The following is a 22,583-nucleotide window of genomic DNA, read 5'->3' as shown; positions in this document are numbered from 1 at the left end:
GAAAGCAACCGCTTTCAGAAAACGCAAACAAATTACACACAAAGAGGTTGAAGGGGAGTTGAATGATTTGAAAAAAATGTGGGTATTGATGCTCGTTACTGTCCTGCTGTTGTCCGCATGTTCTTCCGGTGGAGGAGGAAACACGGCTGGCGAGGGTGAGAAAGCATCCAATGAGATTACGATCTGGGCTTGGGACCCATCGTTCAACATTGCTGCATTGAATACAGCAAAAGAAGCTTACGCTAAAGATCATCCTGATGTAAAAATCAACGTTGTTGAATACGCACAAAATGATATTATCCAAAAACTCAACACAGGTTTGAACTCGGGAACAAGCAACGGTCTTCCAAACATCGTACTGATTGAAGACTACCGTGCACAAAGCTTCCTGAATGCTTACCCGGATGCCTTCAAGGATCTGTCTTCCAACTTCACGGCTTCTGACTTCGCCGATTACAAATTGGGACCGACAGCTTATGACGGCAAACAATACGGTGTTCCATTTGACTCCGGTGTAACGGGTCTCTACTACAGAACAGACCTGCTGGAGCAAGCTGGTTACAAAGCTGAAGATCTGCAAGACATCACGTGGGATGACTACATCCAAATCGGTAAAGATGTAAAAGCAAAAACAGGTAAAGATCTGATCACTCTTGATCCGAATGACCTGGGTCTGATTCGTATGATGATTCAATCCGCAGGTTCATGGTACTCCAAAGAGGATGGCAAAACACCGAACCTGGCTGGAAATGAAGCACTGAAAGAAGCATTTGTTACTTACAAAGCAATGATGGATGCCAATGTGGTTAAACTGAACTCCGACTGGAGCCAGTTCGTAGCAGCATTCAACAATGGTGACGTAGCCACGATCCCAACAGGTAACTGGATTACACCATCCGTTCGTCAAGAAGCATCCCAATCTGGTCAATGGGCTGTAGCTCCGCTTCCTAAAATGGCTGGTCAACCAAACTCTGTACATGCATCCAACCTTGGAGGTAGCTCCTGGTATGTCATGAACAATGTTCCTGGTGCAGATCAAGCAGCAGACTTCTTGGGCAGCACGTTTGGTTCTGACAAACAATTGTATCAAGACCTGCTTAACGGTATCGGCGCAATCGGAACTTACAAACCGGCCACTGAAGGTGAAGCATTTGATAAAGCAGATGAGTTCTTCGGTGGACAAAAAATCTTTGCAGACTTCGCAAAATGGACTGAAGAAATCCCTAGCGTAAATTACGGTATTAACACATATGCAATCGAGGACATTCTGGTTGTTGAAATGCAAAACTTCCTGAACGGCAAAGCGATCGACGACGTTCTGGCTGATGCACAAAAACAAGCTGAAGCTCAATTAAACTAAGATGATCCACGGTAACTTATAGAACCCAAGGAAGCATCGGAGCCGTTCCACCGTCTGGCGAAGCACACTGCCGACCGGACATGGTGGAAGGCTCCATGGGTTCTATCCATGTTGCATGGAGAGAGAGGAGCCATACTGTGAAAGCCATGAATACAGGAGACAGTCTCCAAAAGAAAAATAATCTGACTGGATGGGCTTTTATTTCGCTCGCTGTCATCGGGATCGTTGCATTCTACTTCTATCCGATGCTGCAGGCACTGCTCTTATCTTTCAAGTCTGGCGTGGGTGCCAATCTTGAATTTACGGGGCTCGATAACTATAAAAGATTGTTTATTGATACAACATTCCGTACCGCCGTATCGAATACATTTTTGTATCTGATCATTCAAGTCCCTGTCATGATCATTCTCGGATTGTTCATTTCCGTTCTGTTGAATGACAGCACACTGCGCTTCCGCAGCTTTTTCCGTACTGCAATCTTTTTGCCTTGTGTAACCTCACTGGTTGCCTACTCTGTTGTATTCAAGTATTTGTTCTCTGCAGATGGAATGGTCAATCAATTCCTGATGAATCTGCATGTCATTGCTGAACCGATTCAATGGATCACCGACCCGTTCTGGGCTAAAATTACGATCATAATCGCCGTTACTTGGCGTTGGACCGGATATAACATGATTTTCTATCTGTCTTCCCTGCAAAATATCGATCAATCGATCTATGAAGCAGCACGGATTGATGGTGCAAATGCATTTACCCAATTTTTCAAAATTACAGTACCATTGCTCAAACCGATTATTCTGTTCACGTCCATTACATCAACGATTGGTACCTTGCAAATCTTTGATGAGATCATGAACATCACCAAGGGTGGACCGGGTAATGCAACGATGTCCATCTCGCAATACATCTATAACCTTTCGTTCAAATATTCACCGGACTTCGGATACGCGGCAACCGTTTCGTATTCCATCGTGCTGATGATTATTGTATTGTCCATCATCCAGTTTAAAGTGGCAGGTGATAAAAATGGCTAAGAACAAAGTGAAACGCATTTTCACCTATGTATTCTTGTCCCTTGTGGCCTTCATATCGATCTTCCCATTTTTCTGGATGCTCGTCAGCTCCACGAATGCTTCGGTAGATGTCACCAGAGGCAGATTGTTACCCGGCTCGGCTTTCCTGGATAACTTTACGAAGCTGCTGGATACGACCAATCTGGTACAGGCACTGGGCAACTCGGCCATTGTATCCGTTATTTCCACAGTGCTTGCGCTGTTGATTGGTTCCATGGCTGGTTACGGCTTTGAAGTGTACCGGACAAAATCACGTGACATTGTCTTCAACATCCTGCTGCTTTCCATGATGATTCCGTTCGCAGCCTTGATGGTACCACTCTATCGGATGTTTGCAACCATCTCGGGAATTGCACCATTTATGGGTATTAATACGATGGCTGCAGTGATTCTGCCAACCATCACAACAGCGTTCCTGATCTTCTTCTTCCGTCAGAACACCAAAATGTTCCCGAAAGAGATGCTCGAAGCAGGCCGGATTGACGGTCTTAGCGAACTGGGTATCTTCCTGAAGATCTATATGCCTACAATGAAAACAACATATGCGGCAGCTGCGATCATTACATTCATGAGCAGTTGGAATAACTACCTGTGGCCACTCGTTGTGCTGCAGACACCTGATCAACAAACGATACCATTGCTGATCTCCAATCTCGGCTCCAGCTACTCGCCGGATTATGGGGTGATCATGACAGCAATCGTAATCGCCACGCTGCCTACAGCATTAGTGTTCTTCATTATGCAGAAACACTTTGTCGCTGGTATGGTTGGTTCTGTGAAATAATGGAATAGTGGATGTCATCTGAAAAGACTGATGTAGAAAAAAACGCAGAGGACACCAGCAATGGTGTACCTCTTTCTTTCTGTTTTTGTTATTGGAAGAGGAAATACAGGTTTGAATCTTGAATAATTCATACTATACATTTCGCACTAGAGGGAGAGAGAGCCGATGAAAGCAACACAAGCAGATATCAACTGGCTGGGGAATGTAAGCGTTTTTGAGGTCAACCGTCTAAACGCTTACTCGGATCATCGTTATTACAGAACCATGGAGGAAGCAGAGGCTTCAGAAACCATGAAGATGCGTTATGACCTGAACGGAACCTGGAAATTCAATTATGCGATTCGTCCGGATTGTCGGCCGGAGCTATTCTACCAATCGAATTACTCGAGTGAAGGCTGGGATGACATCGAAGTGCCTGGTCACATTCAGCTTCAAGGATATGGCCAAATTCAATATGTGAATACGCAATATCCTTGGGATGGATTGAACGAACTGCGTCCGCCAGCACTGCCACAGGACAAAAATGCAGTCGGAAGCTACATTCGGACGTTCCACCTGCCATCAGGATGGCAGAACAATCCGGTATTTATTTCCTTTCAGGGAGTGGAATCCGCATTCTATGTGTGGCTTAATGGTCAGTTCGTGGGTTACGGAGAAGATAGCTTCACCCCTTCGGATTTCGATCTGACGCCGTTCCTTCAGGATGGAGAGAACAAACTGGCTGTGGAAGTATATCAACGCAGCACGGGCAGCTGGCTGGAAGACCAGGATTTCTGGCGCTTCTCCGGCATTTTCAGAGACGTATATCTCTATACGGTACCGGCAGCACATATTCGGGACCTTCGTGTGGTAACGGACCTGGACCAATCTTATACCAACGGTACGCTGAACCTCGATCTGAAGCTGGAAGGTAAAGCTGCTGCGGGAGCACGAGTTGAAGCTGAACTGCACGATGCTGAAGGGAACGCTTTGAGAACATTTGGTGGTGTGGAAGTTACGAATGGTCTGGTTAGTCTTCGAGAAGAGTTCGGTAAGGTAAACCTGTGGAGTGCGGAAATACCGTATTTGTATCGTTTATACATCCGTGTATATGATGCTGCAGGTCAGCTGGTTGAAGTGGTACCTCAGTCCGTTGGTTTCCGCAAATTTGAAATGATCGATAAAGTGATGCATATCAATGGTAAACGCATTGTATTCAAAGGAGTTAACCGTCACGAGTTTAACCCGCGCCGTGGCCGTGCCATTACCAAAGAGGACATGCTCTGGGATGTGCGTACCATTAAACAGAACAATATGAATGCGGTTCGTACATCACATTATCCGAATCAAAGCCTGTGGTACGAATTGTGTGACGAATACGGATTGTATGTTATTGATGAGATGAACCTGGAGACACATGGTTCCTGGCAAAAGCTTGGCGCCGTTGAGCCTTCCTGGGTCATACCTGGAGATAAACCAGAGTGGCATGACATTGTCATGGACCGGGCTGTATCCATGGTGGAGCGTGACAAAAACCACCCGTCCATTCTGATCTGGTCATGTGGAAACGAGTCACATGGCGGTGAAGTTATCTATAAAGTATCCCAATACTTCAAATCAGCTGACCCAACACGTCTTGTGCATTATGAGGGAGTTTTCCATGATCGTCGATTTGATGAGACAAGTGATATGGAGAGTCGCATGTATGCCAAGCCAGCAGACATTGAGGAATTCCTGAATGCGAATCCGACCAAGCCTTACATCAGCTGTGAGTACATGCACGCCATGGGTAACTCCATCGGTGGCATGCACAAATATACGGAATTGGAAGACAAATACCCGATGTATCAGGGTGGATTTATCTGGGATTACATTGATCAATCCATTTACAAGAAAGACCGTTACGGCAAGGAATACCTCGCATACGGCGGCGATTTCGGCGATCGTCCTTCGGACTACTCGTTCTGTGGGAACGGCATCGTGCATGCGGATCGCAAAGTAACAGCAAAAATGCAGGAAGTGAAGTTCCTGTATCAAAATATCAAGTTGTTCCCGGATCGTGAAGGGGTCAAGATCATTAATGGAAACCTGTTCGCAGATACATCAGCATTGGAACTGGTGTACAGCCTGGAGCGTGAGGGACATGAAGTGCTGCGCGGAACGTTGGAGGTCAATGTACCTGCACAAAGCGAGAAAATAGTAAGTCTTCCGCTGGATACAGATACTCTGGCGGGTGGCGAATATGCGGTTAATGCTGCGTTTGTTCTCAAAGCGGCTACCCTCTGGGCGGACAAAGGGGACGAAGTCGCGTTTGGCCAATTTATCTTCACACAAGATTTAGCTGTAACAGCTGCAGAGGATCTGAATCTGACACATGATATTCAGGTGGTTGAAGGGGATGTGAACATTGGTGTCCGTGTAGGCCAAACTCACGTGCTGTTCTCCAAAGCCTTCGGAACTTTGGTATCCCTCAAACTGTCCGGCCGTGAGACGATCGCTCAGCCTCCTGCGCCATTGTTCTGGCGGGCAACGACGGATAATGATAAAGGAACTGCCATGGGCTTCGAACTTGGTGCGTGGTATGCCGCTAGTCTGCTGCCAAGATGTGTGGAGTGGAAGGCAGAACAGAAACCGGATCAATATCGCATTGAATTCACGTACAAGCTCAACATTTCTGCAGATGTGCAGGTAAAAGTGACTTATACTGTGCGTGCAGATGGAAGCGTACATGTTCATAACGCCTACAAAGGTACAGCAGGCTTGCCTGACCTTCCGATTCATGCCTTGTCTTTCAAAACGTCACCGGAATATGACAACGTGGAATGGCTGGCCATGGGTCCGGAAGAAAACTATGCGGATCGTGCATTTGGAGCACGCTTGGGCATTCATGGCAGTAAAGTGGCGGATACGGTTGCGCCATACCTGGTACCACAGGAATCGGGTAACCGCACAGGGGTACGCTGGGCAAAACTGACCGATGATGCAGGACGTGGCTTCAAAATTGAAGCTTCTGCAGCTCCAGTTGAGCTGAACGTATCGCCTTATACGGCATTCGAACTGGAGAACGCACAGCATGCATACGAGCTGCCACCAGTACATTACACGGTGGTTACGGTAGCAGGCAAACAGATGGGTGTTGGCGGTGATGATAGCTGGGGTGCGCCGGTTCATCCGGAATATCGCATTGCCTCGGACGGCGAACTGGAATTTGAATTTGTCATTCGTTCACTGTAAGAGTCGTATCCTAATTAAACGAAGAACAGGGGTCGCCGTGTATCGGATGACCTCTGTTTTGCTATGGAGAAATGCTCGCGCAAGAGTAATTGCGTGAAACCGCTATCGAAGCTATTTCGTACTATACGGGACATGGAACAAAGGGAGGGGCTTCATTATGAGCAGAAAGGCAAAAGCAGGTGTGTGGGTTACCGTCCTGGCTGTACTCGGTATCATTGTGGGGTGTTTCATCTGGTATTTCAATACGGCTTCAGGTGAACGGGCGCTGAAAACGATGAGATCCAACAACTCCGGGGGTCTGGAGCGGATTGTTAAGGTGTACAGTGACTCCGGTGAGTTGATTCAGACCTACGAAGGGAAAATCGATGTGCAGGATACGGAATATGGCAATAAAGTTCTATTTGATCTGAATGGAAAGCGTGTTGTGATCTACAACGCAACGGTTATTACGGAAGAGAAATAACATGGGAAGAAAGAATATTTCTTGGTAGTCAAAGTTAAGACACACTTTTGCTTATATGGTAAAATAAGAAACTTGAAGCAAACATATTTGGAGGTGAGAGGGGCATGTTCATGGAAATGTTAATTGCTCTAGTTGCGATCTTGGGTATGGCTGTGTTCTATGCTGTGCTTGTGTATTACCTCGTACGTCTCATCTCCAAAAAAGCATTTAAGCATACGCTAACCAAGGTTGAGACTATTGAAATACTGGTTTGGCTCGCGATTGTGTTCTTCAGTATTGTGATGATCATCAAGCAGTATTGGAATTTATTTTTACCGGTAGTTCTTCTGCTGGTCTCTATGGTTAACTTGCGGCGCTCCAATCGGAAATACCGGGAGATAGAGAACTATGAATAGCCGGAGCATCATGGCATACCGTCTTAACTAATGATTTCCATACATATTTGAAAGCAAATAAAAACAGGCCCTCTTTCGAGGGCCTATTTTTCATGGGAGAGGAGAAACCGGACGAAGAGCTTATGGGGAAACGTAAGTCTTCTCCGCGGTTGTCTACGACACTTGTGATGTCGATAATTATAGAATGGCCGAAAGGTTTCCTTTTTATACATATGCGTCAACAACGGGTCAACAATTTTTTGAAATGAATGGAGACAGACTATTTTTCAAACTGAACCCGAGTGTGGTACGATAGCTGTATCAATAAACTTACATAGAGAGAAAAGGTGACTCATCAGTGAGAGTGGTATCCGGGAGTGCGAAAGGCAGACCGCTGAAGGCTGTTCCTGGCAATGGAACACGTCCGACCACCGACAAGGTGAAGGAAGCGCTGTTTAGCATGATTGGCCCTTATTTTGAGGGCGGTACAGCATTGGATTTGTTTGCGGGTAGTGGGGGTCTCGGAATTGAGGCGCTGAGCCGCGGCATGGACAAGGCTGTTTTTGTTGATTTGGAATCCAAAAGTATTGAAGTGATCCGAGCCAATCTGAAGGCAACCAAGCTGGAGGATCAGGCAGCTATATACCGTAATGATGCAGGTCGTGCGTTAAAGGCGCTTGCCAAGCGAACGACAAAATTTGATCTGGTGTTTCTCGATCCACCTTACCGGATGAAAAACGGGGATGAGCTGATGCTTACGATGCATGAACTTGAACTGCTTAAACCGGAAGCGACGATCGTGCTTGAATATGAATCCAAATATAGTTACCCTGAGCAATTCGGCCCGTTTGAACAAACGCGCAAGGCTGTGTATGGGGAGACAGCTGTGTCCATCTATGATTATGCACCTGAGGCATCGAATGATGGAGAAAACAGCATAGCAGAAGAGGAGGCTCCTCATGACTGAAATGATACACAGGCAGGAACGGATTGCCGTATATCCCGGGAGTTTTGATCCTGTAACGATGGGCCATCTGGACATTATCGCCAGGGCGTCCAAGCAATTTGACCGCGTCATCGTGGCTGTACTGAATAATATGAGCAAAAATCCACTGTTCACGGTGGAAGAGCGTAAAGCGCTCATTACAGAAGTTACTGGGCATCTGCCCAATGTGGAAGTGGATAGCTTCCGTGATCTGACAGCCAATTATGTTCGGCAAAAGGAAGCTCAGGTCATCGTACGTGGTATACGATCCGTGACTGATTTTGAATACGAGCTGCAGCTTGCTTCCACCAACAGCAAGCTGAACCCGGATGCGGAAACCATCTTTATGATGACCAATCCGAAATATTCGTATTTGAGCTCCAGTATCGTCAAGGAAATTGCTCATTACCATGGAGATGTAACCGATCTGGTGTCCCCGGAAGTGGAAACGGCACTTCGCCGGAAAATCAGCGAGAAAAACGGCGGTTAAACCAGTGGGTCAAGCCCGACAGGCTGATCATAACGGCAAGAATGATCGCAAGTCCGATACAGACTGCGGGGAAGCTGCTCCATAAAACCTCTGCCGCAGCGTTGTTGACTTCAAGCTGGGGTTGCATCGGCAGCATAGTCGTCTCATCCGCGCTTGCAGAAGGCCAGAACGGAGCCCATACCTCTGCACTATAGCGGCTGAAGGGTATCCAGAGGAAAACACTTAATGAAAAGGCAGTCAATGCATGAATCAAACGTACAGCAGCAAAATAGATCATGCATTTGCCTGCCATTCCGGCGGATTTCATCACAGCTGAGACTTGTAAATGGGAGCACAGTCCACCCCAACCAAGAACCGCAGCAATTAGGGAAATCGTAAGCAAGGGAGCCCATGGCGTTTGACTTAAATGGTATGTGCCCAAATGCACTTCCAATACAGAAGGCCAGAGGGCAGCCGAACTGCCGGGTGTGATGTATAGGCCCAGAAGTCGTATGAACACGGCAAAACCGATGATGTAACCACCAGTCATCATTAGCGTCTGTACCGCATGAGATACGGTGTCACCTAGCAGTTTACCGAACCCGCGGCCATCTCGGGCCTGGGCTTCACGGGCTGCGTTCATCATTTGAAACCAAAGCCCCTGGTGCTGGCTTCGCTTGGGGGGACTGACTGTAGTGGACTGTTTTTGATGACTGCGATTGAAACGAATGGCAATCATTGCAGCAATCCATCCACTGAGCCAATGAATTATAAGCAGAAAGTATCCGGCAGCAGGCTGGTGAAGAAAAGCGGCACCTATGACCAAAATGATCATCATCGGATTGGTGAAATGAGCTGCAGCGACCAGAATAATGGCCTGTTTGCCGGTTATTTGTTGATCCCGAACCAAACGGGACGCTGTGTCCGCCCCAGCAGGAAATCCTCCGCACATGCCGACCGCAAGGGCTAGTCCAGCTTCGCCGGGGAGGCGAAACCAACGCTGCATCAGTGGTCCCAGCAAGACGCCGAGAGCGTCTGTAAAACCAAATGCAGTGAGCATTTGCGACAGCATCAAAAATGGGAGCATTGCCGGGAAGATAATTTTCCACCAGATGTCCAATCCTTGAATGGAGGCATCGAAGGCATCTTTCGGAGATACAACTACAGCGACGACCAGTAACAAAGCGCCGGTACTAAGTAGTACCGACCTGATCGGGTTGGATCCTGTAACCTCGGTCTGCATTGTCATCGTTTCACCTCATATGAATTAGCGCCGATTCATTCGGCTGCAGTAATCGGATTGGACGGCCGAATGACGTCCAGAGGACGGTTCGGCCTTGACCGGACAAGCGACAGAATACTGCGGCCTATCCGGCCTGTACCATTGTATGCGTGAGAATGAGGATGTTAGACTTATAATTATGGAAGAAACGCAAAGAACGGGGGCTCATGCGATGAATCGGATTCGAAAATCTGGCGGCTTCAGAGCTTCGATCTTTGTGATCGTGGTAGCTCTGGTTGTCTATGTTGCAGTGTATATGCCAACGCCATATATCATCTATATGCCTGGCAGCGCGGATGAAGTAAAACCGATGGTTACGGTGAAGGATGGGGACCAGGAAGAACGTGGTGTATTCATGATGACGACGGTGTCGGCAACGTATGCCAATGTGTTTTTGCTGGGTACGTCTTTGTTTAACCGAAATATGCAAATTGACAAAAAGGAAGACCGCCTGCAAGGAAAAACGGAAGCGGAGTACTCGGCCGAACAGGTATGGTTCATGAGCGATTCCCAATCTTCCGCCATGGAAGCGGCTTATGAGCAGGCGGGGGTTAAGTATTCCATTGTTCCTGAACATATCTTCGTGTTTGGTTTGTCGGAGGATCCGAAACCACAGGGAGATATTGCTCCTGGTGACATTATCCTGGGTGTGAATGGCACAGCTACACCGGATAACACGGTATTATCTGCCCAGTTGAAGGATAAAAAAGTGGGAGATACGGTAGAAATGCAATTGGAACGCGAAGGCGAGACGATTAGCCGTGATGTGAAGCTGATTGAAGTAAAAGACAGCAAAACGGGTGCTACCCGGCCTGGGCTGGGTGTAATGATCGGAACCGTACAGAAAGTAAAACCCGAGGATTCGAATAAACAAATTACGTTTACGGATACTCAGGTTGGGGGTCCTTCGGCCGGATTGATGTTTACCCTGGAAATTTATAATCAGCTTACTCCCGGGGACCTTACCCAAGGTCACCGAATTGCCGGCACGGGAACGATCACCAAGGAAGGCGTAGTCGGTCCCATTGGTGGCGTGGTGCATAAAATCGTTGCTGCGGATCGAAAAGAGGCGGAGATTTTCTTCGTTCCGAAACAAAATTATCAGGAAGCCGAAGCCAAAGCGGAACAGATTGGCACTAAAATGAAGCTGGTTCCTGTGAATACGGTAGATGATGCCCTGGCTTATCTGAAAACACTGTCTGCGAAATCATAAAAGCTTGAAATGGATAATGTGATTTGGAACAAGCGCATTATCAAGGAAAAGTAAGAGCAGACAAATGGAAATCCCCTATGCGATCGTTTGAATAAACGACATGACATAGGGGATTTTTTTGATAAGAACATTAATGAACAATTTATTTGTAATATAACGTTTAGCATCGAACTGGCGGCTCATAATAGTCGCTGTACATGGCCCGTGTGTCCGTCTGCTCATAAGAGAGGGCATACGCTGCTTGTGCCTGCACATCAAGCTCCAGCTGGTTGTGAGTGAAGGTAGACGGTTTCAGCACAACAGGCAGGGACGAGGCCGTTTTCATCTGTTTCAAGAGATTTTGGCCCAGTGAATTAAATCCAAGGACACGAAGATAACCCGGTCCTTCGGCTAGCTTGTCCGGGGTGAATTCAGCCTTGGCATGATTCAACAGAATATGGGTCAACATTCGCTGCAGCTTGGTGCGCGTGTACCGCCTGGTTTTGAGTGCATCCAGCAGCGATTCGACCGATGGCTCCGGAAGCTGAGCCAGTGTGCGGAGCAGCCTGTGCTCCAATCCTTCCGTGACTTCGGCGATATTTGCCAGCTCGGAGGCACGGCGGGTCGCCGCGGTGTGCAGCAGCGGCTGGGCGAAGCGCTCCCAGTGCACGGGAGCGCGTCCCGCTTGCCATTCGCGCTGCAGAATGGCAAGTGTTGCCGCCGGCACATACGGCGCGGCGGCCTGGGGCCCGTCCGCCATCAGCAGGCGGCGGACGGCTGTTGCACTGGCGATCGCCCCCGGTCCGGGCGTCGCCTCATGATACGCGGCACCGGTGCGGGCCGTCGTCAAGGGCTGGATCGCGCTGCCGAGTCGTTCCAGCGCGATCATGTAGTGCAGCCCAAGCGAATTGTTGGGCTGCCCGAGCAGTGCGGCGGCGGTAGCTTCGCTCACGCCGCCGGGCGCCAGCGCTGCCGCCGCGCCTGCGTACGCGGCGGGGTAGCTGGCGCCTTCCCGCAGGCGGCGCGCGATGTCCTCGCGCAGCCCTGCGGGCTCCACAGCCAGCACGCGCGCAATGCGCTGCAGGCTGTCCAGGTCGCCGGACTCGCTGCCGAAGCATAGCGAGTCCACGACCCCGGTGCGGTGCAGCAACGAGACCGCACCGAAGGCAAACCATTCTGCCGGTTGTACCGCATAAGCAACCGGCAGCTCAATCACCAGATCGGCTCCTGCGTGCAGCGCCATCTCCGTACGAGCCCTTTTGCCCACAATGGCGGGTTCCCCGCGCTGGAGAAAAGGGCCGCTCATGACGGCCACAAGGGCATCTGCTCCACTTAGCCGTCTGGCCTCATTTAAGTGATAGACATGTCCGTTATGCAGCGGATTATATTCCACAATCACACCTACAGCTTTCATCAGTGGGCACTCCTTTTAATAACAATGTTATATATCTTCAATACCTGACTGGTATTTTGTTCTTATTGGTCGATTAAGGCCATTGCTGCTTCGCCGAGCAGAAACGTCTTGCTTAATAATAGGGGATACGAGCATCGTTATTCAAATAAAAGCGTTAAGAAAACGCCAAAAAAAGCACGTTGTCGCATTCAGATGAATACGGCCCGTGCTTTCAGGGGAGTCATGGATGATCCTTTATTATTACTTCTGGAGATAAATTAAATGGCTTCCGGTGCAGGAATCAGGTTTGTTTTGGGACCAAAGAACTCATAATGAATATTCTCAGGTGAAACGCCAATCTCGCCCAGTGCGGCATACATCGTCTGCATAAAGGAGACAGAACCGGTCAAATAATAATCGGATTCCAGGGGCTCGCGAATCATCTGTGACAGCCAGGCTGCATCAATATAACCCTCTCTGTGAAAACGCGATTGCTCGCGGTCATCTGCTGTCGGCTGTGCATAACAATACAATGCCTGTATGTTCTCATGCTGTTCTGCCAATGTATTTACATGATCCCGGAAAGCATGAACTTCGCCATTTAGGGCAGCATGGACAAAAGTGATAGAACGCTGGACATTACTGTTAACCAGCGTGTTCAACATGCTGATCATCGGAGTGAGGCCAACGCCACCGCTCAATAATACGACATCGCGTGAATCCTCCGTGTTCAGTGTGAAATCGCCTGCAGGAGCAGACAATTCGACCAAGTCTCCTTCAGTGATATGGTCATGCAGATAGGTCGAGATTACACCATCTGGTCGTTCCATCCGAGCACTCTCACGTTTGACGGAAATGCGATAATACGGTTTTCCTGGAGCTTCCGAAAGGCTGTACTGTCTAATTTGGGCATACGCATTTCCCTCAGGTTTCATCCGGATACTGATATACTGTCCAGGTTGGTACGTGGCTATTGGATTGCCGTCCGTTGGCACTAGATAAAAGGAAGTAATCAGGTCACTTTCTTTTACCTTTTTGGCTACCCGAAATGACCTGAAACCTTCCCAGCCACCACTTTGGTTTTCGCTGGCTGTGTACAGATCCTTTTCTAAATCGATAAAGATACCCGCAATGACATTGTAGGCGTCCGCCCACGCAGCAATAATCTCCTCGGTCGCAGCATCACCCAGCACATCCTTGATCGCTTTCAGCAAATAGGTGCCCACGATTTCGTATTGTTCCGGGGCGATGCCGAGACTGCGGTGTTTGTGCGCAACCTGACGTACGGCTGGCAGGACTGCGGCGAGATTATCAATATGAAGGGCAGCAGCGTATACCATATTGGCAAGGGCGGCCTGCTGTCGTCCCTGTTTTTGGTTAGCGTGATTGAAAATATTCAGCAGTTCGGGATGATGTGCAAACATTGTTTTATAGAAATGGCTGGTAATGGCCTCGCCATGAACTTCAAGTACAGGTACGGTGGATTTAATCACTCGAATTGTATTTTCGCTTAACATGGATTTTTCCTCCTATAAATGGATTGACAAATTAAATGGATAACCTTGCGCCATTTATCTATTATGCGTGGCATATAGCAAGTATAGATAGGGTCTAAAGGGGGACGTGTGATCTACATCACACGAATAATTAAAGAAATGTGTCCGTCATACTAGTAAAAGGATTAGCTTGTAGTATGGTGGAGAGAAAGTTTATAATGCGGAAGAGTGTTTTTATCGTCCGGGTATCTTTCTTTTCCAAAAGGGTGTAAAGTTAAAAGTGTTGACAAACGTCTTGGAAAATCGGTATAATGATTTTTGTTTGTTAAGTCAATTTCATAATACTTTTAACGATGAATCGTCAGAATACATACAGTCAAGATATGAAGTGCACAACGATCAGACTTGATCTGTATAACTGCCGTCAAGCATTTAACATGAATTATGAAATTGGTTTCGTTTGGAGTGATGGGAAATGTTATTGCCATTTCGCAAAGTGGCTATCAGTGACCGACCCCTGCAGTTCAATGAACAGTGGGACATTAAGGAACTGATTTCTAACCGACAAGATATCACAGCCGTTACCCCGCTGACTGCGGATTTATCTGCAGAACAAGCAACGGGGGGCGTGGTGGATGTTCATGGCAAAGTGTCAGCAGGAGTGGACATGTTGTGCTCACGTTGTCTCAAGCCGATTAGTGAACATCTTCATATTGATTTTCATGAGCAATTCAAGCAGGGAGAACAGCCGGAGGACTTGCCTGAAGAAGATGATACTGTCTATGTGGATGGAGAGGACATCGATCTGAAGCTATATGCCGAGGAAGCTTTTCTGCTGCACCTACCGTTTATACCGCTATGCAGCGATACATGCAAAGGGCTATGTCCAAAGTGTGGCCATGAGCTGAACGAGGGTGACTGCGGTTGCGATAACGAAGTTATCGACCCGCGGCTTGCAGGGCTCAAGGATTTTTTTAAATGAGCAAATGAAAATCTAGTGTTACAACTACCTGCAAAGGTTGATTTTGATAAGGAGGTGGGAATAATGGCAGTACCTCAACGGAGAACGTCCAAGACGCGTCGCGACAAACGTCGCACTCACTTTAAATTGGCTGTACCGGGCATGGTGAAATGTGAACAATGCGGCGAATTGAAGCTTGCTCACCACGTGTGCAAAGTGTGCGGAACGTACAAAGCAAGAGAGATCATCTCTCAATAATAGTTAGACATCAAGTAGTACTTCATTTCGATGAGGTACTACTTTTTTTGAATGTTTAAATTCATGTTCGTGTTAAGGGCTGGACTGACTTCGGTTGATTGTTTCAAGAAGAAAGATTCGTAGAATGCAGGAGAGCGGCTGTTTAGCAGAGAGTGGTTTTTGCCCGCCCAGTCTTTCTTTTTGACACAGGATGAGATATACTATGCTTTAGTACCAGGTTCTAAGATTTGGGGTTACATAGAGAAGAACCATAAATTCGTGTGTTGAATAACCTCTAAAAATCAGAGGCTCAATTATAGAGAACGAAGTGAAATGATAGAACGGACCTGCATGGGACGCTTTCTTATACGATACAGCGGGGGGTGTCAGGCATCGAACGTGTACCGAAGAGACAGAGGCAGCAGCAATTGACCAAAATGATCGAAGACAATCCGTTTGTGACAGATCAGGAACTGACGCGCCAATTGAAGGTGAGTATTCAAACGATTCGCCTCGACCGTCTGGAGCTGGGGATTCCCGAGCTTCGTGAACGAATGAAACTGATGGCAGAGCGTTCGTATGACCAGGTACGCTCGCTGCCTCTGCATGAGATTATCGGTGATATTGTAGATTTGCAGCTGGACAAAAGTGGGATCTCCTTGTTTGAGATCAAGGAAGAGCATGTATTTTCGAGGACGGGAATTGCTCGTGGTCACTATGTATTTGCCCAGGCTAACTCCCTGGCAGTCGCTGTCATTAATGACGAGATTGCATTGACGGCTTCGGCCGATATTCGATTTGTTCGTTCGGTTCATCTGGCCGAGAAATGTATTGCGAAAGCATATGTGAGATCGATCTCGGGTCAAAAGGGGAAAGCAAAGGTTGAAGTGTTCACCTATGTAGGTGAGGAAATGGTGTTTCAAGGCAACTTTGTCATCTACCGTTCGGGTGGAGACGACAGCCTAGAGGGAGGTCATCTGGAATGAAAATCGTCATAGATGCCATGGGAGGCGATCATGCACCCCAGGCAACGGTAGAAGGTGCAATTGCTGCCGCCACGGAATGGGCAGATACACAGATCGTGCTTGTTGGCGATGAAGCCAAGCTGGCACCGCTTTTGAATCAATCAACGATCAAGCCGGCTAACCTGTCAGTCCGTCATGCTTCGGAAGTGATCGGTTCGGATGACGAACCTGTTAAAGCCGTTCGTCGCAAAAAGGATGCTTCCATGGTGGTCGCTGGCCGCATGCTCAAGGAAGGCGAAGCAGATGCCATGATCTCTGCAGGTAATACCGGAGCGCTTATGACAACCGGCCTGCTTGTGGTGGGCCGCATGGAAGGTATTGAACGACCGGCACTTGCACCGATGATTCCAACAATAGATGATGTTGGCGTGCTTGCGCTTGACCTGGGTGCCAACATGGATGCCAAGCCCGAACATTTGGCACAATATGGTCTTATGGGTAGCTTATATCGGCAGAAAGTACAAGGAGTCGACTCACCCCGAGTGGGATTGCTCAATGTCGGAACGGAGCCGGGCAAAGGGAACGAACTGACGAAGCACGCATATCCGCTACTGGAGCAGCTTCCGATTCGATTTGTCGGTAATGTGGAAGCTCGCGATGTCCTTACAGGTGCATGTGACGTGCTTGTCTGTGACGGATTTGCTGGTAACATATTGCTGAAATCACTGGAAGGCACAGCAGGTGCCATCTTTGCATTGCTGAAGGAACAGTTCTCATCTTCGCTCAAAAGCAAACTGGCTGCAGCGGTGCTGATGCCTGAGCTGCGCGGGCTGAAACGGAAACTGGATTATACCGAGCATGGCGGTGCGCCGCTTCTCGGGTTGAGCAGACTGGTAGTGAAAAGCCATGGATCAGCGGATGGCAATGCGATCAAAAACGCTGTTCGCCAAGCTAGAATTGCAGTACAGAACCAATTGGTGGAAAGCATATCTAAGGAAATTAGCGGGAAGTGAGTGACGACATGAATAATTTGCGCCCTGTAGGGGTTATCGGTACAGGTAAATATGTACCGGAGAAAATTTTGACCAACAGTGACCTTGAGAAAATGGTAGATACCAATGACGAGTGGATCGTTAGCCGCACTGGAATCAAGGAACGTCATATCGCAGCTCCCGATCAGGCGACTTCGGACCTGGCATACGAAGCAGCGATCAAGGCGCTTGAGTCTGCTGGAATGACAGGCAGTGATCTGGATCTGATCATCGTAGCCACAATTACGCCGGACTCGGCATTTCCGTCTACGGCTTGCATTTTGCAGGATAAGCTCGGTGCCAAAGGCGCTGCGGCGTTTGATTTGTCCGCTGCATGTTCAGGATTTGTATATGGTCTGGCAACAGCAACCAGCTTTATCCAAAGCGGCATGTATAACAATGCGCTTGTTATTGGCGCGGATTGTCTATCCCGGATCACGGACTATACAGACCGTAACACATGTGTATTGTTCGGTGACGGAGCGGGCGCAGTGGTTATTGGCGAAGTTCCTGAAGGTCGTGGATTCAAATCGTTTGATCTTGGAGCGGAAGGTGCTGGTGGCGGCCTGCTTCAACTGGAGGGCGGCGGTTCCCGTCTGCCTGCGTCCGCAGAGACGGTTGAGAATAAAAAACACTACATTTACATGAATGGCCGTGAAGTGTTCAAATTTGCCGTGCGTGTAATGGGTACAGCAACGGATGAAGTTCTGCGTAAAGCAAGCTTGGAGCGGACGGACGTGGATCTGTTTGTTCCTCATCAGGCTAATATTCGTATTATTCAATCCGCCATGCAGCGACTTGAGCTTCCGGAAGAAAAGGTGGTTGTCAACGTAGACAAATACGCCAATACTTCGGCAGCATCCATTCCGCTTGCATTGGTGGAGGCGGCTGAAGAAGGCCGCATGAAAGCCGGCGACACCATCTTGATGGTTGGTTTCGGTGGCGGACTGACTTGGGGTGCCTCTGTACTCGTTTGGTAAATCAGATAGCTGGGAGAGATAAATCTAATGAGCAAAATTGCATTTGTATTTCCCGGACAGGGATCACAGGCTGTAGGCATGGCCAAGGACGCGTATGAGTCTGTGCCTGCAGCAGCAGAAATTTTCCGTACAGCCGATGATGTGCTGGGCTTCTCGCTGAGCAATCTCGTGTTTGAAGGACCAGAGACCGAGTTGAAACAGACATCAAATACGCAACCGGCTCTACTCACTGCGAGTATTGCACTGCTTGAGGCTTTTAAAGAAAAAGGGATTGAGCCCGACTATACGGCTGGACACAGTCTGGGTGAATACAGTGCTCTCGTTGCAGCGGGCGTTCTGTCATTTGCTGACGCTGTGAGCATTGTACGGGCACGTGGTCAGTATATGGAACAAGCAGTACCAGGCGGGCAGGGAGCAATGGCTGCTGTTCTGGGTGCGGATCGGGAAGCGCTGGGGGTGCTTTGCCGGGACGTATCCGAAACGGGTCACGCGGTTGAACTGGCTAATATGAACTGTCCGGGTCAAATTGTTATTTCCGGTGTTAAGGAAGGTGTGGCTGCTGTAGCGGAACGGGTGAAGGAAGCTGGCGGCAAGCGTGCTATTCCATTGGAAGTTAGCGGTCCTTTTCATTCCTCATTGATGAAGGAAGCTGCTGGGAAACTGGCAGAGAAACTGGAGACTGTAACATTTTCGCCAGCCAAGGTTCCTGTAGTCGCTAACGTGACAGCAAGACCTGTGGAAAATGGACAGGTTCAACAATTGTTGACGGAACAGGTCTATTCTCCGGTTTTATGGGAAGACAGTGTGACATGGCTTATTGAGCAAGGTGTAGATACCTTCATTGAGATTGGTTCTGGAAGTGTATTGACCGGATTGATTAAAAAAACAGATAAATCCGTAAAATTGTACAATGTGAACAGTCTTGAAACGCTTGAAGCGACTGCAGCTGCATTAAAGTGATTAAATGACAGGTTATTTGGGGAAAGGAGGAATTAGGTTGTCTAAACCGTTAGAAGGTAAAAACGCACTGGTTACAGGGGCATCTCGCGGGATTGGCCGCAGCATTGCACTTGCTCTGGCTGAAGCTGGTGCCAATGTAGCCGTAAACTATGCAGGCAGTCAGGCTGCTGCTGAAGAAGTGGCGGAAGAGATTCGTGCTAAGGGAGTTCAGGCCATTACCATTCAGGCGAATGTTGGAGTAATGGATGAAGCTGAACAAATGGTCAAGGCTACTCTTGAAGCCTGGGGCAATGTTGACATTCTGATTAACAATGCAGGGATTACACGTGATAATCTGATCATGCGCATGAAAGAGGAAGAGTTTGATCAGGTTATTGAGACCAATCTCAAAGGGGTATTTAACTGCCTTAAAGCCGTTACTCGTCCAATGATGAAACAACGCTCGGGCAGAATTATCAATATTTCTTCTGTGGTTGGTGTTCTGGGTAATGCTGGACAAGCCAACTATGTTGCTGCCAAAGCGGGGGTCATCGGTCTGACCAAGGCGTCGGCTCGTGAATTGGCTTCCCGTGGTATAACGGTCAACTGTGTAGCACCTGGGTTCATTGAGACGGATATGACTAAGGAATTGTCACAGGAACTCGTAGATGGTATGCTGAGTGGCATTCCGCTGTCCCGACTGGGTCAGCCGGATGAAATTGCCGGAGTTGTTACATTCCTGGCATCGGGAGCTTCATCGTATATGACAGGGCAGACATTGCACGTCGATGGCGGCATGTACATGTAAAACTTCCCGGACTTAAATCAATAGTCGGGGAACAGGCGCTGGACGATCCGAAATGCCGGAAAAAGGCCGGATTCCCCGGCCGGGAGCCGCATATGTCTTCTATGGCATTTTGCCTGCGATTCTCGTATAATACCAAGGAGGAGGTGAACCGGATGTCCGATGTATTGGAGCGTGTAAAACGCATCGTCGTCGACCGCTTGGGCGCAGACGAAGCTGAAGTTACACTTGAAGCATCTTTCAAAGAAGATTTGGGTGCTGATTCTTTGGATGTAGTAGAATTGGTCATGGAATTGGAAGATGAATTCGATTTGGAAATCTCTGATGAAGATGCAGAAAAAATCACGACCGTAGGTGAAGTTGTAAACTACATACAATCTCATACCTAAAGTCAATTCAGTCCCGCACCTGTTTTCGAACAGGCGGGACTTCTCATCATTCATTGGTTTTTCTCATTCCGCAGCGATGCTCATTCAGCTTGATTTTTGGATCGGGATGGGTGAGCATCCGCTTGCGGATATTCCCACAAAATAATTGCGCAAGCAGTCGATATAGAGGTGAGTCGGTTTGAAACAAAGAGTAGTAATTACCGGAATGGGCGTAATGACATCGCTCGGAAAAGATTTGGAAACGTTCTGGGGAAGTTTAATGGCAGGCAAGTCCGGAATCTCTCAGATTGAGGCCTTTGATGTGAGTGAATACACGACACAAATTGCTGCCGAAATTAAGGATTTCAACCCGGATGAATATATGGATCGCAAGGATGCTCGCAAAATGGACCGTTTTGTTCAATTTGCTGTAGCAGCTGGTTTCAAAGCTGTTGAAGACAGTGGTTTGAAAATTAATGAGAACATCGAAGCCGAGCGCTTTGGCGTATCTATCGGTTCAGGTATTGGCGGACTGGGAACTTGGGAGGACCAGCATAATGCATTGCTGCAAAAAGGTCCAAAACGGGTTAGCCCATTCTTTATCCCTATGATGATCTCTAACATGGCTTCTGGCCAAATGTCGATTTCTCTCGGAGCTAAAGGTCCGAACACCAACGTAGTAACAGCCTGCGCTACAGGAACGCATTCCATCGGGGACTCTTTCAAGATGATTGCAAATGGTGATGCAGACGCGATGATCTGCGGTGGTGCGGAAGCGACAATCAGACCAACGGGTCTGGCTGGTTTCTGTGCAATGCGCGCGATGTCTACACGCAATGACGAGCCGGCTAAGGCAAGCCGTCCTTTCGATACAGGACGTGACGGATTCGTTATGGGTGAAGGAGCAGGTATTCTGATTCTGGAATCCTTGGAACATGCTCAAAAACGTGGTGCACGTATCTATGGTGAAGTGATTGGTTACGGTCTGACTGGCGATGCGCATCATATGACTGAGCCAGATCCGGATGGAGCAGCACGCTGCATGAAGATGGCTCTACGCAATGCCGGAATTGAACCGGAAGAAGTGGACTACATCAACGCACACGGTACATCAACTCCTGTGGGTGACCGATCCGAAACGCTGGCGATCAAAAAGGCGTTTGGTGATCACGCGTACAAGCTTGCAGTAAGTTCAACTAAATCCATGACAGGTCACATGCTGGGTGCAGCTGGTGGCGTGGAAGCCGTAATCTGCGGATTGTCTCTGACTCATCAGACACTCGCACCTACGATCAATTTGGAAAATCAGGATCCGGAATGTGATCTGGATTATGTTCCGAATGTTCCGCGTGAAACCAACGTGAACGTAGTCATGTCCAACTCGTTTGGATTCGGCGGTCACAATGCTACCATTATCCTCAAAAAATTTGAAGCATAAGGGGCTAGTTCGTTTGAGTGAAGATCTGAAGCAGTTACAACACAAACTTCAAATCAAATTTGACAACAGGCAGCTTCTAAAACAAGCGTTTACCCATGCTTCCTATGTAAACGAACACCGATTCAGTCAGCACCAGGATAACGAACGTCTGGAGTTCTTGGGCGATGCCGTGCTTGAGTTGACTGTATCGGAATACTTGTATCATTTGTATCCTAACCGTCCGGAAGGTGAACTAACGAAGCTGCGGGCATCTATTGTCTGCGAGCCTTCCCTCGTCAAATTTGCAGAAGCACTTGGTTTTGGTCAGTATGTACTTCTTGGTAAAGGTGAGGAACTGACGGGAGGACGAACACGGCCGGCTTTGCTGGCTGATGTGTTTGAATCTTTCATCGGTGCATTGTATCTGGATCAGGGACTGGAGCCAGTCAGAACGTTTCTGGACCAGCATGTTTTTCCGTTGATCGTACTGGGCGGCAAGCTTCAGATGAGCGATTACAAGACGGAACTACAGGAACTCACTCAGCATCACAATATGGGAGCTCTTGAGTATCGGATCGTCGAAGAACGGGGCCCTGCCCATGAACGTGAGTTTGTCTCGGAGGTCCATATGGGTCAAGAACGGCTTGGCAGAGGTACAGGACGTTCCAAAAAGGAAGCCGAGCAGCAGGCTGCATCCGCAGCGCTTGATCGATTGAAGCTTCCGGAAGCCTGAGCTATACCGGGTAGCGCATAGACAAACGAAGAGCAAAGAGCAGCCCCTCGGGTCCGCCCCGGC

Annotated in this window: 22 protein-coding genes; 19 read left to right on the top strand and 3 right to left on the bottom strand. The window is 48.3% G+C overall.

The features are described from left to right. Positions 1 to 76 precede the first annotated feature (76 nt). The 8 genes from AC3WQ3_RS12925 (at position 77) to coaD (ending at position 8,742) form a co-directional block, all read left to right on the top strand. Positions 77 to 1,360 (top strand): ABC transporter substrate-binding protein, encoded by a 1,284-nt coding sequence (locus AC3WQ3_RS12925; RefSeq protein WP_492472464.1) that lies wholly within the window; start codon positions 77 to 79, stop codon positions 1,358 to 1,360. 146 nt (positions 1,361 to 1,506) lie between these two features. Continuing rightward, positions 1,507 to 2,394 carry a carbohydrate ABC transporter permease gene (locus AC3WQ3_RS12920; RefSeq protein WP_095287984.1) on the top strand — a complete coding sequence of 296 codons (888 nt, stop codon included), beginning with the start codon at positions 1,507 to 1,509 and terminating at the stop codon, positions 2,392 to 2,394. Next, positions 2,387 to 3,217, top strand: a complete 831-nt coding sequence (locus AC3WQ3_RS12915) for a carbohydrate ABC transporter permease (RefSeq protein ID WP_127536299.1) — start codon at positions 2,387 to 2,389, stop codon at positions 3,215 to 3,217. Before AC3WQ3_RS12920 ends, AC3WQ3_RS12915 begins: the two co-directional genes overlap by 8 nt. Before the next feature lie 165 nt (positions 3,218 to 3,382). Then, positions 3,383 to 6,430: a beta-galactosidase, LacZ type gene (lacZ, locus tag AC3WQ3_RS12910; protein ID WP_492472445.1), complete on the top strand. Its 3,048-nt coding sequence runs from the start codon at positions 3,383 to 3,385 to the stop codon at positions 6,428 to 6,430. A 157-nt stretch (positions 6,431 to 6,587) separates the two neighbouring features. After that, complete coding sequence (locus tag AC3WQ3_RS12905) at positions 6,588 to 6,893, top strand: hypothetical protein (protein WP_095287873.1); 306 nt, start codon at positions 6,588 to 6,590, stop codon at positions 6,891 to 6,893. A 110-nt stretch (positions 6,894 to 7,003) separates the two neighbouring features. Further along, entirely contained in the window at positions 7,004 to 7,288 is a 285-nt protein-coding gene (locus AC3WQ3_RS12900; RefSeq protein ID WP_492472444.1) for a hypothetical protein, read from the top strand. Between the two features lie 337 nt (positions 7,289 to 7,625). Continuing rightward, the gene (gene rsmD, locus AC3WQ3_RS12895) at positions 7,626 to 8,234 is read left to right on the top strand and encodes a 16S rRNA (guanine(966)-N(2))-methyltransferase RsmD (RefSeq protein ID WP_492472443.1); all 609 of its coding nucleotides are present in this window, start codon (positions 7,626 to 7,628) and stop codon (positions 8,232 to 8,234) included. A gap of 1 nt (position 8,235) precedes the next feature. Then, the gene (coaD, locus tag AC3WQ3_RS12890; RefSeq protein ID WP_110822714.1) at positions 8,236 to 8,742 is read left to right on the top strand and encodes a pantetheine-phosphate adenylyltransferase; all 507 of its coding nucleotides are present in this window, start codon (positions 8,236 to 8,238) and stop codon (positions 8,740 to 8,742) included. Here coaD and AC3WQ3_RS12885 read toward each other — a convergent pair. Then, positions 8,720 to 9,970 carry a nucleoside recognition domain-containing protein gene (locus AC3WQ3_RS12885; protein ID WP_336779603.1) on the bottom strand — a complete coding sequence of 417 codons (1,251 nt, stop codon included), beginning with the start codon at positions 9,968 to 9,970 and terminating at the stop codon, positions 8,720 to 8,722. The genes coaD and AC3WQ3_RS12885 overlap by 23 nt on opposite strands. 205 nt (positions 9,971 to 10,175) lie before the next feature. Here AC3WQ3_RS12885 and AC3WQ3_RS12880 point away from each other — a divergent pair, with 205 nt between their 5' ends. Continuing rightward, positions 10,176 to 11,216 carry a SepM family pheromone-processing serine protease gene (locus tag AC3WQ3_RS12880; RefSeq protein WP_095358723.1) on the top strand — a complete coding sequence of 347 codons (1,041 nt, stop codon included), beginning with the start codon at positions 10,176 to 10,178 and terminating at the stop codon, positions 11,214 to 11,216. 160 nt (positions 11,217 to 11,376) lie between these two features. Here the strand turns inward: AC3WQ3_RS12880 and AC3WQ3_RS12875 are convergent, their stop codons facing one another. Together AC3WQ3_RS12875 and hmpA are read right to left on the bottom strand one after the other, a co-directional pair. Continuing rightward, positions 11,377 to 12,609, bottom strand: a complete 1,233-nt coding sequence (locus AC3WQ3_RS12875) for a nucleotidyltransferase (protein ID WP_492472442.1) — start codon at positions 12,607 to 12,609, stop codon at positions 11,377 to 11,379. Between the two features lie 257 nt (positions 12,610 to 12,866). Then, entirely contained in the window at positions 12,867 to 14,105 is a 1,239-nt protein-coding gene (hmpA, locus tag AC3WQ3_RS12870; protein WP_492472441.1) for an NO-inducible flavohemoprotein, read from the bottom strand. Between the two features lie 454 nt (positions 14,106 to 14,559). On the opposite strand from hmpA, the gene AC3WQ3_RS12865 reads away from it, so the two are divergent. From AC3WQ3_RS12865 to rnc, 10 genes are all read left to right on the top strand, one after another. Beyond that, positions 14,560 to 15,066, top strand: coding sequence for a YceD family protein (locus AC3WQ3_RS12865; protein WP_127536290.1), 507 nt, complete (start codon positions 14,560 to 14,562; stop codon positions 15,064 to 15,066). A 63-nt stretch (positions 15,067 to 15,129) separates the two neighbouring features. Further along, complete coding sequence (rpmF, locus tag AC3WQ3_RS12860; protein ID WP_090923906.1) at positions 15,130 to 15,303, top strand: 50S ribosomal protein L32; 174 nt, start codon at positions 15,130 to 15,132, stop codon at positions 15,301 to 15,303. Positions 15,304 to 15,719: 416 nt separating this feature from the next. Further along, positions 15,720 to 16,268, top strand: a complete 549-nt coding sequence (fapR, locus tag AC3WQ3_RS12855) for a transcription factor FapR (RefSeq protein ID WP_221192561.1) — start codon at positions 15,720 to 15,722, stop codon at positions 16,266 to 16,268. Further along, positions 16,265 to 17,260: a phosphate acyltransferase PlsX gene (gene plsX, locus AC3WQ3_RS12850; RefSeq protein ID WP_336779607.1), complete on the top strand. Its 996-nt coding sequence runs from the start codon at positions 16,265 to 16,267 to the stop codon at positions 17,258 to 17,260. The genes fapR and plsX overlap by 4 nt, the downstream gene beginning before the upstream one ends. Before the next feature lie 8 nt (positions 17,261 to 17,268). After that, positions 17,269 to 18,258: a beta-ketoacyl-ACP synthase III gene (locus tag AC3WQ3_RS12845; protein ID WP_492472440.1), complete on the top strand. Its 990-nt coding sequence runs from the start codon at positions 17,269 to 17,271 to the stop codon at positions 18,256 to 18,258. Positions 18,259 to 18,285: 27 nt separating this feature from the next. Then, a complete protein-coding gene (gene fabD / locus AC3WQ3_RS12840; protein WP_127536286.1) occupies positions 18,286 to 19,218 on the top strand; it encodes an ACP S-malonyltransferase in 933 nt (310 codons plus the stop codon). Between the two features lie 37 nt (positions 19,219 to 19,255). After that, positions 19,256 to 20,005 carry a 3-oxoacyl-[acyl-carrier-protein] reductase gene (fabG, locus tag AC3WQ3_RS12835; RefSeq protein ID WP_095358716.1) on the top strand — a complete coding sequence of 250 codons (750 nt, stop codon included), beginning with the start codon at positions 19,256 to 19,258 and terminating at the stop codon, positions 20,003 to 20,005. Positions 20,006 to 20,157: 152 nt separating this feature from the next. Beyond that, a complete protein-coding gene (acpP, locus tag AC3WQ3_RS12830; protein ID WP_024630176.1) occupies positions 20,158 to 20,391 on the top strand; it encodes an acyl carrier protein in 234 nt (77 codons plus the stop codon). Positions 20,392 to 20,569: 178 nt separating this feature from the next. After that, positions 20,570 to 21,808, top strand: coding sequence for a beta-ketoacyl-ACP synthase II (gene fabF, locus AC3WQ3_RS12825; RefSeq protein ID WP_095287861.1), 1,239 nt, complete (start codon positions 20,570 to 20,572; stop codon positions 21,806 to 21,808). 13 nt (positions 21,809 to 21,821) lie between these two features. After that, positions 21,822 to 22,520, top strand: a complete 699-nt coding sequence (rnc, locus tag AC3WQ3_RS12820) for a ribonuclease III (RefSeq protein ID WP_095287860.1) — start codon at positions 21,822 to 21,824, stop codon at positions 22,518 to 22,520. The last annotated feature ends 63 nt before the right edge of the window (positions 22,521 to 22,583 follow it).

Source organism: Paenibacillus sp. FW104-T2 (assembly GCF_058789975.1).
The sequence above is the reverse complement of the archived record's forward strand: the minus strand, read 5'-3'. Positions and strand labels throughout refer to the sequence as shown.